This window comes from Lyngbya sp. CCY1209, assembly GCF_035615495.1.
Classification (GTDB): domain Bacteria; phylum Cyanobacteriota; class Cyanobacteriia; order Cyanobacteriales; family Microcoleaceae; genus Limnospira.
On sequence record NZ_JAJENU010000442.1, the window covers coordinates 1 to 14,307 of the forward strand.

Annotated in this window: 11 protein-coding genes; 7 read left to right on the top strand and 4 right to left on the bottom strand. The window is 53.6% G+C overall.

All coding sequences use genetic code 11. The features are described from left to right. Nucleotides 1-419: 419 nt before the first annotated feature. The 3 genes from LKE08_RS13565 to rd all read left to right on the top strand — a co-directional run bounded on the left by LKE08_RS13565 (nucleotide 420) and on the right by rd (nucleotide 2,242). Nucleotides 420-953, top strand: coding sequence for a Dps family protein (locus LKE08_RS13565; protein ID WP_324704767.1), 534 nt, complete (start codon nucleotides 420-422; stop codon nucleotides 951-953). A 139-nt stretch (nucleotides 954-1,092) separates the two neighbouring features. Further along, a complete protein-coding gene (locus tag LKE08_RS13570) occupies nucleotides 1,093-1,812 on the top strand; it encodes a rhomboid family intramembrane serine protease (RefSeq protein ID WP_324704768.1) in 720 nt (239 codons plus the stop codon). Nucleotides 1,813-2,017: 205 nt separating this feature from the next. Next, nucleotides 2,018-2,242, top strand: coding sequence for a rubredoxin (gene rd, locus LKE08_RS13575; protein WP_324704769.1), 225 nt, complete (start codon nucleotides 2,018-2,020; stop codon nucleotides 2,240-2,242). A gap of 69 nt (nucleotides 2,243-2,311) precedes the next feature. Here the strand turns inward: rd and LKE08_RS13580 are convergent, their stop codons facing one another. Next, the gene (locus LKE08_RS13580) at nucleotides 2,312-3,103 is read right to left on the bottom strand and encodes a DUF1206 domain-containing protein (RefSeq protein WP_324704770.1); all 792 of its coding nucleotides are present in this window, start codon (nucleotides 3,101-3,103) and stop codon (nucleotides 2,312-2,314) included. 480 nt (nucleotides 3,104-3,583) lie between these two features. Here LKE08_RS13580 and LKE08_RS13585 point away from each other — a divergent pair, with 480 nt between their 5' ends. Beyond that, complete coding sequence (locus tag LKE08_RS13585) at nucleotides 3,584-4,672, top strand: hypothetical protein (RefSeq protein WP_324704771.1); 1,089 nt, start codon at nucleotides 3,584-3,586, stop codon at nucleotides 4,670-4,672. Nucleotides 4,673-4,794: 122 nt separating this feature from the next. Further along, nucleotides 4,795-4,983, top strand: coding sequence for a CsbD family protein (locus LKE08_RS13590; RefSeq protein ID WP_324704772.1), 189 nt, complete (start codon nucleotides 4,795-4,797; stop codon nucleotides 4,981-4,983). A gap of 325 nt (nucleotides 4,984-5,308) precedes the next feature. Here LKE08_RS13590 and LKE08_RS13595 read toward each other — a convergent pair whose 3' ends face one another. The 3 genes from LKE08_RS13595 to LKE08_RS13605 form a co-directional block, all read right to left on the bottom strand. Beyond that, a complete protein-coding gene (locus LKE08_RS13595; protein ID WP_324704777.1) occupies nucleotides 5,309-6,985 on the bottom strand; it encodes an alpha-amylase family glycosyl hydrolase in 1,677 nt (558 codons plus the stop codon). 77 nt (nucleotides 6,986-7,062) lie between these two features. Beyond that, nucleotides 7,063-10,170, bottom strand: coding sequence for an MFS transporter (locus LKE08_RS13600; RefSeq protein WP_324704773.1), 3,108 nt, complete (start codon nucleotides 10,168-10,170; stop codon nucleotides 7,063-7,065). Nucleotides 10,171-10,413: 243 nt separating this feature from the next. Beyond that, nucleotides 10,414-10,800 (bottom strand): phage holin family protein, encoded by a 387-nt coding sequence (locus tag LKE08_RS13605; RefSeq protein WP_324704774.1) that lies wholly within the window; start codon nucleotides 10,798-10,800, stop codon nucleotides 10,414-10,416. Nucleotides 10,801-10,991: 191 nt separating this feature from the next. Here LKE08_RS13605 and LKE08_RS13610 point away from each other — a divergent pair, with 191 nt between their 5' ends. Continuing rightward, complete coding sequence (locus LKE08_RS13610; RefSeq protein ID WP_324704775.1) at nucleotides 10,992-11,165, top strand: YqaE/Pmp3 family membrane protein; 174 nt, start codon at nucleotides 10,992-10,994, stop codon at nucleotides 11,163-11,165. A gap of 199 nt (nucleotides 11,166-11,364) precedes the next feature. Continuing rightward, on the top strand, nucleotides 11,365-14,175 hold the full coding sequence (locus tag LKE08_RS13615) for a HEAT repeat domain-containing protein (RefSeq protein ID WP_324704776.1): 2,811 nt from the start codon (nucleotides 11,365-11,367) through the stop codon (nucleotides 14,173-14,175). Nucleotides 14,176-14,307: the final 132 nt, after the last annotated feature.

A 14,307-nucleotide genomic window follows, 5' to 3' on the forward strand; every position in this document is an offset into this window, starting at 1 on the left:
GGAGGGAGCGGAGGGAGCGGAGGGAGCGGAGGGTGAGACATCCAGACCGCTTGGGAATCAATTCCCAAGCTAATAGCCAAAATCATCTAAAGATGATTGGGGAGTCTGCCTCCTCTGCCTCCTCTGCCTCCTCTGCCTCCTCTGCCTCCTCTGCCTCCTCTGCCTCCTCTGCCTCCTCTGCCCCCTCTGCCTCCTCTGCCTCCTGTGCCCCCCCTGCCTCCCCTGCCTCCTCCGCCTCCTCTGCCCCCCCTGCCTCCTCCGCCTCCTCTGCCTCCCCTGCCTCCCTGCCCCCCCTCCCCTCCCTTGTGACCTATTCCAAAAGGGCGACCTTCCCGGTGCAAGGTCACTCACCGGACAGATGCTTTCAGGTGGGTGACTTTGTTCTAATGAAAAAGGTGTCAACCGGGAATTTTTTAATTATGGCTACGTTAAATATTGGTTTAACAGAAGAACAACGTCAAAGTGTAATTGGACTATTAAATACGGACTTATCCGATTTGTACCTGTTGTTGGTCAAAACCAAAAAATACCACTGGGATGTGGTCGGCCCCCAGTTTAGAACGCTACATCAACTGTGGGAAGAACATTACGAAGCTTTGACTATCAACATCGACGAATGCGCCGAGCGGGTGCGGATGTTGGGCGGCTTTCCCGTCGGGACGGCCCAGGGATTTCTGAATTTGGCGACGATTCGGGAACATCCCGGCGACCTCCCCGACGCCAACGAAATGGTCCGCCGTCTGGTGACGGATCACGAACAAATTATCCGGAATTTGCGGGAACATATCGACCAGTGTTCGGACTCGTTCCACGATGAGGGGACGGCCGATTTCCTGACCGGTTTGATGGAACAGCACGAAGAAATGGCCTGGATGCTGCGCTCCTTTATCGAAGGGGAACGGGTCGAAAGTAGTGGCGATCGCAACAAAACTTCCGTCCCGGCTAACGCCTAGGTTGTCGGGCTTCTAGCCCCCTCCGGAGCAGCGCTAAAGGGCAACAACGCCCCGACAATTGTTGTTGGGCTTTAGCCCCTCCGGAGCAGCGCTAAAGGGCAACAACGAATTGTAATCGTTAATTCTAAATCATAACTGCATGGTCCCCCTCAGAGACGAAAATCCGACCCGCATCACGCCCGTCGTCACCTACGCGCTCATCATCGCCAACGTCCTCATATTTTTCTATGAATTGAGCCTCGACCCGGCTCAATTGAACGGTTTTTTCCACGTCTTCGCGGTCGTGCCGAAAGAGTTGACCGCCAGTTTTAACGGCGCCGATATCGGCCAGCCGGTGCCGGAGTCATTGACATTGATCACGGCCCAATTTCTCCACGCGGGTTTCATGCACCTGGGCTTTAATATGTTATTTTTGTGGATTTTCGGGAACAACATCGAGGAAGAGTTGGGGCGCGTCAAGTTCATTCTCTTTTATCTCGGCTGCGGCGTTTTGGCATCCCTGGCGCAGTGGTATTTTGCAATGGAATCGCCCGTGCCGTCCTTGGGGGCGAGCGGCGCGATCGCGGGGGTGATGGGGGCCTATATTCTCAAGTTTCCCAAGACGAAAATTATCACCCTTTTGCCGTTGGGTTTCTTTTTCTATACGGTCAGAATTCCCGCCCTATTTTTCCTCGGGTTCTGGTTCGTCCAACAGGCTTTCAACGGTATTTCGATGCTGCAAGTCCCGGCGAGTGTGGGAATGCAGAACGGCGGCGTCGCCTACTGGGCCCACGCCGGAGGCTTTATTTTCGGCGCCCTTTTGGGTCCGGCGTTGGGGTTGTTTTCGGACAACCGGGAGTCCGATTCTTATTCGGCTTGATGCGGATGCCAGTTCGCCCGCCCCGGCCCGGGTTGAGGGCGGAGTTTCCCACTCGTGCCGGCGGTCTGATTTTGATAAAAATTGGAAATTTGTCTCTATTCGACGGCATAGATAAGTGTAACTAAATCACCTCTGAGATAGATTTGCAGACGGTATTTTTTCTGTTAATTTGTTCACAGAATGAATCGATTTGGAGAACACGATAATGGAAAAATATAAATGTACTTCCTGTGATTATATTTACGATCCTGTTAAGGGCGATCCGGACTCCGGCATCGAACCCGGGACTCCGTTCGGTGCGATTCCCGACGATTGGAAGTGTCCCGTCTGCGGTGTCTCAAAATCCGAGTTTAAACCGATGAATGCGGGCGCGAGTAGCGAATATATCGGCAAACCTCCGGCGGAAGGAACCCAAGCGGGTCGCGCCTAAATCTCAATAAAGTTTTGTATTGAGGGATGGGTGAAAAGGGACTGAATGAATCAGTCCCTTTTTTTTGCATTAAGAAACTGCCGCCGCCCGAATCAGTCGGTATCTAGCCTGCACCCACATATAGATCCCGTAGGCGACCAAACCGGCGGCGACCAAAGCCAGGAGAAACTGTCCGTAAGTCTGCCGTGCGATCGAGTTCAACAAGCCGTCCAATCCCTCGACTTTGCTGGCGTCGGACTGATAGGCGGCTTGGAGTAAAAATATCCCCAACATTATAAAAACGAACCCTCTCGCGCTGATGCCGAATCGGCAAACGTTCACCACCTGACTTTGTTGATCCGCATCCAATTCGCGCAAATTTAAACGCTTGCGGAATTTGATTCGGTAGGCTTTGTAAATGCGATACAATCCCACCCCGATGATGACAATTCCGATCGCCCCGATTAACCACCGTCCGAAGGGTTGCGCCAGGATGCGGGCCGTCCAAGTCACCTTGGAATTTCCCCCGCCGCCGGAATTTCCGAAGGCCAAAAGTGCCGCGTTGAACGCCAACGCGCCGTAGATCAGACCGCTGATCGCGTAACCGATGCGCGTCACAATTCCTTTGGCGTCATTTCCCTTGCGATCCGGATCGGCGATCGCCTGGACGAAACGCCAGATCGTATATCCGATCAGGCCGACGGCGACCAATATCAATAGCAATTGTCCGAAGGGTTGGGCGGCGATGGTGTGGAGGGCACCTTTCGTATCCGTCGTTTTTCCTTTGGCGGTGAATGCCGCCAGAATTGCCAGCACTCCGATGAGGATATAAACTGCCCCTTTTGTCCCGTAGCCAAATCTGGCTAATCTCTGAAGCCACATGGATTATATTTCCTCGTTAATCGTGTCAAATTGAACCGGCGATCGCGGTTTTAGCTGTCTTGTTTGGGTGTAAATTTAAGGGTTTTGAAAGATAAGATCATGCTATCATTTTGAGATCTAAAGACTTCTATCTGGGGTGATAAACTGCCCAAATATCTGCCCGCAGGCAGAGATGATCGCGGCGGGAATTTTGGTTGTATAATATTGGGGTCAACCGTCAGATTGGATTGCGAACTGCGAGAACCGATGCGACGACTGAGATGGTGTCCCTACGGAGAAGGGATGGGTGTGTGTGGTGCCTGCGGGAAAGTTCAAAATAGACCGTGCCCGTGGGATGTATTCCGCCGCGGTCGAAATCATGATTCCGAGTCGAGGCCCCGGAAGCGATCGCCCGGACCCTCCGACCGCTGGCACGATCTCGACTGAGCGATCGCGAATTTTTTTCAATCCCCAAAAATTGACGCATTCAATAGAGAAAATATGACGAATTCATCTTCTGGCGACGATCGCGCCCCCCAATTTCCCGCTTTGGATTTGCCACTCCCGGCGGAGGTGGAACGGGCGATGGCGGGAGTCGTGGATACCGCGTCTGCAGAGGCGCTGAAATGGCTCGACTGCGTGGCGGAAGGGACCGGCGGCATGATGGAGGCGATCGCCCAAAATCCGTTTTTACAATGGCTCTCCCGGCGCTTCGGGACCGACTGGCTGATGGTGTTGCTCGGGGAAGTGAACGTGGCAGAAGCGGAGGCGAAAGTCGCCGCCCTCAAACAAAAATATCCCCGGGAAACCCCCAACCAAATCGCCCACCGCATCATGGTGGAAAAAGCCATTTCCGCGGCCGGAATCGGATTGGCGACGAACCTGATCCCCCCCATCGCCGCCGCCCTATTTGCGGTGGAACTCGCCACCACGGCGAGGCTGCAAGCCGAAACCATTTATCAAGTCGCGGCGGCCTACGGTCTAGACCTGAAATCCCCCGCCCGCCGGGGCGAAGTGTTGGCGATTTTCGGCCTGTCATTGGGGGGCTCGAACGCTTTGAAATTGGGGTTGAGCTGGGTGGAAATTATCCCCGGTTTGGGGGCGATCGTCGGCGCCTCTTCCAACGCGGTGATGCTGTACGCCCTCGGCTACGCGGCCTGTCGGTTTTACGAGGCGAAACTCGACCCGGAAGCGGCACCTCTAACAGCCGAAACCTTCCGGCAGGAAAACGAAGCCTACCTGGAAAATTTGGGACTTCAGAAAACGATCATGGAGCGAATTTTGGTCTGTCAAATTCGCGCCAGCTATCCCGATCGCACCCCCGCCGAACTGATATCAGAATTGCGAGATTCCCAACTGAGCGCCCAATCGATCGCGGCAATTTCCGACGACCTGGAACACGCCCAAACCCTCCCGGAACTCCTGGAACAGTTGCACGCAGACTTCGCGCCCCCGCTGCTGATTCAGTGCTACCACGTCGCCATCAGCGACGGCATCATCACGCCAGAAGAACGGCAGATTTTGGATGCGATCGCCACCCGATTCGACCTGGATTTGGAAAGCCTAAAACAGGCCGGGTTGCCGACCTGAAGTCTACCTTCTGACAGAGGTAGAGTAGGGATGAGGTCGCTAAACTGTAGGTAAGTGATAAATGGTAAATGAAATTTGAAGAATTTACATTTACACCGAAGACGCTATAACGCGGAGGATTTATGAGTCCGGACGGAAAAACCGAAGCGACGATGAAAAATCTGGAAGGGAAAGCCCAGGAAATGGTCGGCGAAGTGACCGGCGATCCCAAACAGAAAGCCGAAGGGCAAGCGAAGCAAACCGAAGCTGCTTTTCAACACTCGGTTGAGAACGTGAAAGAAGCCGCAAAAAAAGAAATTGAAAAACAATAGTTTTTTACGGCTTGAGATAGGCATATTTCCAACTCTAAAATTTGGGGTTGGATTTTTTGCATTAAAAACTAATAATTAATATTATGTCCGCTCAAACAGTTATGATTCCTGGGTGCCATCTTCTGAAGCCGCTTAAAACTTTTGCCTATTGCCTCTTGCCTGTTGCCTGTCCTCGAATGATTGTGTAAGTATTCAAACGGACTTGATATAACAACTAATCAAAGCCCCCAGGATTGGGGGTTTGGGGGCCGGACAATTTTACAAATGGTTCCAGATTGCTATATCGCAAAGGGGGGCGGTCAGACAAGCGGAGTTGATATCAATTTCAAGAATTGACAAACACCTGGGCTTCGTATTCGGGGAGATCGAGAACTAATTCATTGTTTCCCGTCTCGATTTCGTAATCCCGAGTCCACTCGTGCCAGGTGTCGCCTGCGGGGAAATTCGGGACGGCGTAACCGGCGAGATAATTGTCCGAAAAATTCGCCACCACCGCCACTCTCGAACCTTCGTCGTTCCAGCGGGTGTAGGCGAAAACCCAGCTTTCTTCATCCTCGTAGAAAAACTCGATATTTTCCGTGTAGAGGGCGTGAGTTTTGCGGCGGAGTTGAACCATTCCCCGGTAGTAGTCAAATAAACTCGAATTATTTTCATTTTTCAACAGCCGCCAGTCGAGTTTCGTCGGTTCGATGGTGTTGGGTTTGTACTCTCCGAATTCTTCCCCCATCCAAATCATCGGAATTCCCACCGCCGTCATCAATAAAACCGCCCCCAATTTCGCCCGCTTGAAGGCGGCATCGTGCAGAATTCCCCGTTCTCCGAGTTCCACCATCAACCGTTCGCGATCGTGGACGCTGATGTAATTGACCATGTTACTCGCCCCCAAATATCCCTGGCGGCGGCCGTCGAGACTATTTTTAAGTTCTTCCAAATCGAACTTTTCCCCGCACAAATGGGCGACGATGGTGCGGGAAAAACTTTCGTGCCAAGCCCCGTCCATCGGGCCGTCGTAGTTGGTGATACTGGGATTTTCTGGGATACATTCGGCGACATTGTAGAACGGTTTCATGCCCGCAAATTGCTTGGTTTTATCCACCATCCAATACATGAATTCGTAGTTATTTAACTGTTTGGCAGCATCGTAGCGGATGCCGTCGATGTGATATTCTTTGATCCAATATTCGGCATTGTCGCCGATGTATTGCCACGCGGGTTTGACGTTGAGATTGTCGTCATAATGTTCGTAGTCAAATTCCGGCCCCCAACTGTTATCGGGGTCGGTTGGGTTGGCACTAAACCAATAATTGTAGTCGATTTGTGTGAGGGGATGCTCCATTTCTGCGTGGTTGTAAATACAGTCAAAAAAGACTCGGATTCCCAATTTGTGACAGCAGTCGATCAGTTGTTTCAATTCCATCGTGGAACCGTAACTGGATTCGATCGCAAAAAAGTGGCGGGGGTTGTATCCCCAACTGTAATCCCCCGGATATTCGGAAACGGGCATCAATTCGATCGCATTAATTCCCAATTCATTCAGATAGTCCAACTTTTCGGTGACGTGTTTAAACTGTCCGCGAGAATCGGGGTCGTCTTCTCCCCCGGTGAAGTCGTGGACGTGGAGTTTGTAAATCACCAATTCGCGATCGCTCGGCAGCGGTTTATCGTCATATTTCCAAACGTAGGTATCGACGATTCTGCAGCCGTCCTGGATGCGTATCACCCCATTTTGCTCGGACGGTTCGACTTCGGTGGCGTAGGGGTCGATGATATCAACCCACTCGTCAAAGCCGATAAAATCGCTCTTCGATCGCACCCGAAATTTATAATGATAAGTCCCATCCTCCAAATCGACCTCGGCGCGAAAATACCCGCGATCGTCCTTCCCCATTGAAATTTCTTTCCAATCCGAAAAACTCCCCATCAAGGTCGCTTCTTTATTGTAAGGAGCAAATAGTTTTAATTCGATTTGATTAGCCATCAGTTTTACCGGTAAGAATCCCAGTCTATTTTTTGATTGCGTTTTTCGTCAGACCAAACCGAATCAAAATCCCCCGAAAATTCGGGGGATTGCCGGTCAGTTTAAATGGTCACGCCGATGGCGCCCGCACCCGCCGCGGCGATCGCGGAAACGAGGGCGGTCAAAAACAGCCACCAGGACGCGGCGGCGGCCGCCTTGCGCGTTTCTTCGGCTTGGTGGTGCGCCTCCTGCTGCACCCGCTCAAGCTGCAATTGAGCCTGTTTTTGCAACCGTTCGGCCCGCTGCAAAATCCGGTTGCGCGTGCGTTCGATCTGCTCGACGATGCGGTTGGCGTCCGCCTCGGAAATGTCGTCCCGGGAACTCAGCAGGGCGATCAAAGTATCGCGGTCGAACTGGGACAGGCGATCGCGCAGAGCCTCAAACCCGGCTTCCGGGTCGTCGAATAACGTGCGGATATCCTCCCGAATTCCCTCATAATTCAATTCGGGACGTTCCAAATCATTCAAGTAGTTGCGAATCCGATTGAGAATCCGGTCGATGATGGACTGAACCCAATGTTGGATACTTTCAATTTGGGCGATCGCCTCATCCCGCACCATCAAAATGCGATCGATAATGTGGTTGACTTCTTCCTCCGAAAGATCCTCACGCTGGGAGAGCAACTGCACCAACGTATCGCGATCGATCGCGGCCAGTCGCCACTTCAAATTCTCCATTCCCCCGCGCGGATCTTGGAGCAACAATTTCACGTCGCGGCGGATGCCGTCCGGGTTGAGTTCTTCGCGGTCGGTACTCCACAAATAATCCGCCAGGGACTCCTGGAAATTCTGCACTTTTTCCTGAGTCCGCAGCGCCATCCGCCGGGGCGTCCTGGCGATGGTCCGCAGGGTGAAGAACACTTCGTCGATAATTTGGTTGACCTCCCGTTCGGACAGGTCGTCCCGCTGGGAGAGCAACTGCACCAGCGTCTCCCGGTCCATCATCGCCAGACGGCGCCAGATCGCCCGCCCCCCGGTTTCCGGCTCTTTGAGCAGCAGCATCAGGTCCCGGCGGATGCCCTCGGGGTTCAACTCCGGTTGTCCGGTATTTCGCAGGTAATCCGCGATCGCCGACGTGGCGCGGTCGTACTGCTGCTGTGCCTGCTGCGAGAGACGTTCGGGGGCACTGCGGACCTTCATCCAGGAGCGTTCCACCGAGTCGATCGCATCTTCGATCTGTTCCTCGCTGAGATCCTGTCGCTGGCCCAACAGTTGCACCAGCGTCTGGCGATCAAACCGGGACGCCCGCGCCCGCAGCGCCTTAGCCCCCGCCTGGGGGTCATCGAGCAGCAGCTTCAGTTCCCGAGAAATCGCGTTGGGGTTGAGTTCTTCCCGCCCGGTATTTTTCAGGTACGCCTGCACCCGAGACCACTGGGCCTCAGCCTTCACCTTCGCCGCCTCGTCCCGCTCGTAGGATTCTTGCAAAACGCGATCGCGGGCTTTTTCCAATTCCGTGGCGATGGTGGCGATTTCCGTGACGCCCAGATCGCCCCGCCGTTGCAGCATCAACTCCAAGGTCTGGCGGTCCAGGGAGGCCAGGCGCCGTTGCAGCGTGGCGTGATCGTCCGCCTCGGTATCGGCCAAAATCGGCTCGAAATGCAGGTGGATGCTCTCGGGACTCAACCCCGCCGGGGAAGCCGTGAACAGGTAGCGGTCTACCTCCGCCATCAGTTCGATCTCCCGCTCCCGCTCTTCCGCCGCCCGGGCCACCGCCAGGGCCTCCAGGCGGATGCCGTCCATCAGCAGCGAAAGGGTGCGGACGCGATCGCGGGTGAACAGTCCCTTTCGATTCAGTAAGTCGGCGAAATCGGTGCGATCGAGCCGTTCCAGGGCTTCCACCACCGCCCCCGGTTCCGCCTGGGGGTCGAACAGCAAATCGCGGAATTCCACCTCCAAATTGGGCGATCGCAACTGCCAGGGGTAGGCGTTGAGGATATAATTTTCCACGTCCCGTCGCACGGTATTTTCGGGTTCTTCCTCTTCCCCGCCGCCGAACTGGAGCGCGAGTTTGTTGCCCTGTTCTCCCGCCTGAGATTTCAGCCGTTTGAGTTGGCCGACGATCTGCTCCACGTCCATGTCCGAGAGGTCGGTGCGGCCCATCACGATTCCCATCAAACTGTGCATTCCCTGGGTTAAAGCGTGGGAAACCGGCCCCGGAGTTTGGGAGCGGCGGCGTTTCCGCATTTCCTCGATCACCGCGTCCAATTTATCGGTAAATTCTCGCCCCAGCAGGCCTTCCCGGGAGGCGGATTTCAGGTAGTCGGTGAACTCCGAAATGCGATCGCGTTCCGGGAGGCGATCGGTCGCCCGATTCCAGGATTTTTCCAATTCTTTGGCGATGCGATCGACTTCGCGACGGGATAAATCCGTGCGATCGGCCAGCAAGTCCGCGAACATCTGACGGCTGATTTCGGGAAGGTTTTCTTTGGAGAGATCTTGCAGGTCGCGATCGCTGAGAATGTGCTCGATTTCCGAGCGGATCTCGCCCAAATTCAACTGGGGCGGCTTCAGGGATTCGATGTAATCTTCCACCCGTTCCCGGATGCCCATCGGATCGATCCCCGCCGTCAATTCCTTGCGAACCGCGGCCGTGGCGGCTTCTGCAGTGGAGACGACTTGGCGTTGGGCTGTCTTCGCCCCGAAGGCGGCAACCGCTGTTCCAAATAGGGCTTGAAATCCCGAAGTCGCGGTATTCACCACCGACCCGATCAGCGATCCGACGGTGGTGGAACTCACCCAAACCAGCAGGGAAAAATAGGTTGCCCAGATCACCAAACCGACGATCGCCCCCGCCAAAATGGAGACGAACAGCGTCAATTTGACAGCCAGCAAACTGGCGAAAAAGATGGCGATCGTCACGCTAATTAACGTCCCCAAGCCCAGCGTGAAGCCAATTTTTCGGATCGTACTCCCGACACCGGAATCCTGGGAATTGTGCTTGGAATTCGACGACGATCCCCCCGCCATCGATATCCCGGTCGCCACCCCCAAATTCGTCAGCAGCAGTTGGAAAGCGAACGCCAACACCACCCCGGAAATCAGGGCGGTGAAAAACTGCGGCCCGCTGACAAAAATGGCGGTCTCGTCCGCAGCGTCTATCTGCGGTTCCACCAAAATCTGAGCCAGCCAGTGACAATGATCTGTAAAATTTATTCCATCCGACAATATCATTTTGAATTGTGTCCTAATTCTGAGATTTTCTCTAATTTCGTATATCCTGCGGATAGCCTCAGTGTCTCCGTTATCGTTCCCACCGTCCATCCCCCCAAAGTCTGAAGTTGAACGGGGGGGAATTCGGCTGACTCTACCCGGAGATAGATGCGACGGGGGGACGACACGGGGAAAATTAATATTTTCGAGAAAGGGTGAAATTTTCCAGTCCGCGATCGCACTTTCCCCCGCCCTCGTCCGACATCAGGATTCGTCCGCCGAAGGGTTGGCAGCAGACATTTGGGGATATTTTTCCGCCAAATAGCGGCTTAAAAATGTGTTGACCGCCGACAGCAGGATCGGCCCCAAAAAGAACGACAGCGGACCGCTGACTTTAAATCCCGGAACTGCCACCGATGCCAGCAGGAAACAAACGCCGTTGACGACCAGAGAAAATGCCCCCAAACTCAATACATTCAGCGGCAAGGCAAAAAATTCTAGCACCGGTTTCACGATCGCATTGATCGCACCGATGGCTACCGCCGCGATCAAAGCCGCCGGAAAGGTCGCCAAATCCACCCCCGGCAAAATAATATCGACCACCAGCAAACTCAAAGCCGTCCCCAGCAGGGTCAAAGCTGTTACGATCATAAGTTTTTATTCCATTACTTTTGTTGTCAAAGGGTCGAGAATATCCCGCCTGTGCCGCATTTTAGAACTTTTTTCGCTCCATTTCATCTGCTATTCGACTTATATGGGGGCGACAAAAATCCATCTCCAGATAGAGGGATTGAAGTCGAAATTGAGAGAAATATAGAGCCAGACTGAAAACGAAATTTATTATGAAACTGCTGCGAATTATCCTGGGAATCTTGATTCCCCCCCTCGGCGTTTTTTTGACCGTGGGCTTGAGTTCCGCATTTTGGATCAACATTCTGCTGACATTACTCGCATGGCTGCCGGGGGCGATCCATGCAGTTTGGGTGATTACAAAATTCGACCGGACGGCCTACTAAATTATCAAAACAATCGATCAAGTTGTCGGGCTTGAGTCCCGGCGCTAAAGCGCAACAACAATCCCCCCCTCGTTGTTGGGCTTTAGCCCCGCTACACGGCATCAAAAAAGGCGCTCAAGCGCAACAACGGAAGGTCGGATTGGCTTTGATCGACTCGATATTCTATAATCAAATTGAGCCGAGCCGCCCCCATTTGCCGATGCCGCGCCCCAGTTACGGCCCCGAAACGAAAAAGCGAACCCGGCAGCTTCTGACGTTGCTGTTGGACTATGGCAATGGCGACATAGACGGGGACGAAAACGAACTCGATCGCCTGCGTGCGAACATCAAAACCGCCTGGAAAAGCGATCGCCAACTGATCATCCGAACCAAAATCAGATTTTTGGTATCCCTATCAAAAATAGCCGACATTCCCCTCACCGCCGCCCACATCAAAGAATCCCTCGCCCGCCTCGAAGATTTTTTGGGCATTTTGGAGGATCACCGCCCGTCCCGACAGGGTTCGGAAACCTGGCATTTTAGTATTAATTTCTGGTATAATAGGAGCGATCGCGACGCCATTTTAAACCGCTTTGAAAGCGAGTGGGAACGCCGCAAATCCCCCCCATCCCAACCCACCGAAACGGGCGATAATCGCTGGTGGAATTTCTGTCGCGAAAACCTGGAAGCCCAGCGAATCAGACGGCTGACGACAAATCCCCTGACGGTGGGGGACGGGATCGCCTTTGAATTGAACGAAATTTACCTTCCCGTCGGTTTGGTGGAACGCCCCCGCCGGGAACGCCGCGATCTCGATTTAGAAGCCGATCGCGGCTCGGAATTTTACGAACCGGAAGCGGACCAAAACGCCATTTCTCCCGAACAATTTTTACGGCAGTGTTTGCAGGCGAAATTACCGCAACGGATCGCGATCGTCGGGGAACCGGGGGCGGGAAAAACCACCCTTTTGCAACGGATGGCGATCGCACTATTGGAAAATCAGTTACTTCCGATTTGGGTTTCCCTTGCAGATTTGTCAGAAACCGCTCTCGAATCCCACCTATTAAATGATTGGTTAAAAGTCATCATTCATCAAGTCTCCGTACCCCCCGAATTGAAGTCCGAATTCGCCGCCCAATTTAACTCCGGGCGGGTGTGGCTGCTGCTGGATGGAGTCGATGAAATTGCGGGAGACGGGTTGAGTGCGATCGCCCGCCAGTTGCGGGGTTGGCTTGCCGACGCCCACATCCTCCTCACCTGCCGCCTCAACATTTGGGACGGCGGACGAAATCCCCTCGAAGACTTCACCGCCTATCGAAATTTGCCGTTCAAAGAAACCGATCGCTTCATCCGAGGCTGGTTTCAATCCGATCCAAAATTGGGCGATCGCCTCTGTCGGGAATTGCAGAAACCGGAACGCAGCCGCATCCGGGACGCGGTAAAAAATCCCCTGCGGCTGGCGTTGCTGTGTCGCTGCTGGGGGCTGATGTCGGGCAACCTCCCCGCCACCAAAGCCGCCCTCTACCGACAATTCACCCGGGCGATTTACCAGTGGAAGTGCGATCGCTTCCCCACCACTCCGATTCAACAATATCACCTTGATCGCGGTTTGGCAGAATTGGCGAAACGGGCGTTATGTCGCGATCAAAATAAATTTCGGTTTGATACTTCCTTAATTTCCACCGTTTTTCAAAACGAAGATATCGAATTGTTGGCTCTCGCCCTGCAACTGGGATGGCTGAATCAAGTCGGCGTTTCCCCCGTAACGGGAGAACCAATTTACGCCTTCTATCATCCCACATTTCAGGAATATTTTGCCGCCCAAGCAATTGCAGACTGGCGTTTTTTCCTCACCCCCGCCCCCTCCCGCCGCCCGATTTTTTCTCCCCACTGGCGGGAAGCGATCGTCCTATGGTTGGGGCGAACCGATATCGCCGCTTCCGATAAGGAAGCATTCATGGAGGCATTGATCGAATTCGAGGACAACTGCGGCGGATTCTATCGATATTTCGCCTATTTTCTGGCGGCGGACGGGTTGGCGGAGTTTCCCGAATGCAGTCGCCGGGATGACATCATCAGCCAATTACTCAAATGGCGATGCGGCGAATATTGCCGAGAATCCCAGCAGTGGAAAACCTATCCTTCCCCGATATTGGAGGAGGCAAAATTGGCTGTATTCAGAACCGATCGCGACAGTGCGATCGCCGGTTTGGAACAGTTATTAGATCATCTACCAAATCCTTCCATTCGCTGGCAAATCGCCCGCAGTTTGGGCAAAAATTTCGATCCGGGAAATCACAAAGCGATCGCGACTTTATTGGAATTGTTGAAAACCGCCCCCAACGATTCCATCCGGTTGGAAGTCGCCCACAGCTTGGGTGTGGTGAGTCCCCGCCACCCGCAAGCGATCGCCACTTTAACCGAGATGATTTCCACCACGAATCGCGATCGCGTCCGCCGAAAAATTGCCTACCGCCTCGGCAAAATCGATCCGAATAATGAAGTCGCGATCGCCACTTTAGTCCGCCTCATCAAATCCGGTTCGACACCGGGCGATCGGGCGATGGAAGACTTGCAAAAAATCGCCCCGGAACATCCCCTATCGAAACAGAAAATAGCCGTCAAATCGTCTCTCCAAAAATCCCGAAAACAACCGACGGAAAATCCCGAAAATCAACGGCGGGCGATGGCTGCCTTAGAACGACGAATTTCCGAAACCCAGGACTTGACAAAATTGACAAAATATGCGATATCATTACTACAGCTAAAACCCGATCATCCCGACGCGATCGCCATCGTGTTGCGGAGTTTAAAAGACAGGCGATCGGGAGTCGCCAAACGCATCGTTTCCAAACTCAAAGATATTTTGACGGACGATCAACTCCCCGAAGTTGTCACCGCATTAAAACCATATGGAATTGAGGTAGAAGGGGGCGATCGATCTGCCGATGCCCTGGAAATTTACAAACTGCTGTGGCACTGTGCCCGGCAACTTCCCCTGGAACAATTTTATCACGCTTGGAACCGATAAGCGCATTCAGTAATCAGATAGCGGTTTTCGATCGCGTCAAATCCGGACGATCCCCCTATAGCGCTGCGCGCGGGTGTAGGGTGTAGGGTGTAGGGTGTAGGGGCTAGAAATCGCCAAGACACATGGAAGTTT

What these genes read in the sequence shown, in the direction of transcription:
- LKE08_RS13565 (WP_324704767.1), top strand. Translation starts at nt 420, where the DNA reads ATGGCTACGTTAAATATTGGTTTAACAGAAGAACAACGTCAAAGTGTA.
- LKE08_RS13570 (WP_324704768.1), top strand. Translation starts at nt 1,093, where the DNA reads ATGGTCCCCCTCAGAGACGAAAATCCGACCCGCATCACGCCCGTCGTC.
- rd (WP_324704769.1), top strand. Translation starts at nt 2,018, where the DNA reads ATGGAAAAATATAAATGTACTTCCTGTGATTATATTTACGATCCTGTT.
- LKE08_RS13580 (WP_324704770.1), bottom strand. Translation starts at nt 3,103, where the DNA reads ATGTGGCTTCAGAGATTAGCCAGATTTGGCTACGGGACAAAAGGGGCA.
- LKE08_RS13585 (WP_324704771.1), top strand. Translation starts at nt 3,584, where the DNA reads ATGACGAATTCATCTTCTGGCGACGATCGCGCCCCCCAATTTCCCGCT.
- LKE08_RS13590 (WP_324704772.1), top strand. Translation starts at nt 4,795, where the DNA reads ATGAGTCCGGACGGAAAAACCGAAGCGACGATGAAAAATCTGGAAGGG.
- LKE08_RS13600 (WP_324704773.1), bottom strand. Translation starts at nt 10,170, where the DNA reads ATGATATTGTCGGATGGAATAAATTTTACAGATCATTGTCACTGGCTG.
- LKE08_RS13605 (WP_324704774.1), bottom strand. Translation starts at nt 10,800, where the DNA reads ATGATCGTAACAGCTTTGACCCTGCTGGGGACGGCTTTGAGTTTGCTG.
- LKE08_RS13610 (WP_324704775.1), top strand. Translation starts at nt 10,992, where the DNA reads ATGAAACTGCTGCGAATTATCCTGGGAATCTTGATTCCCCCCCTCGGC.
- LKE08_RS13615 (WP_324704776.1), top strand. Translation starts at nt 11,365, where the DNA reads ATGCCGCGCCCCAGTTACGGCCCCGAAACGAAAAAGCGAACCCGGCAG.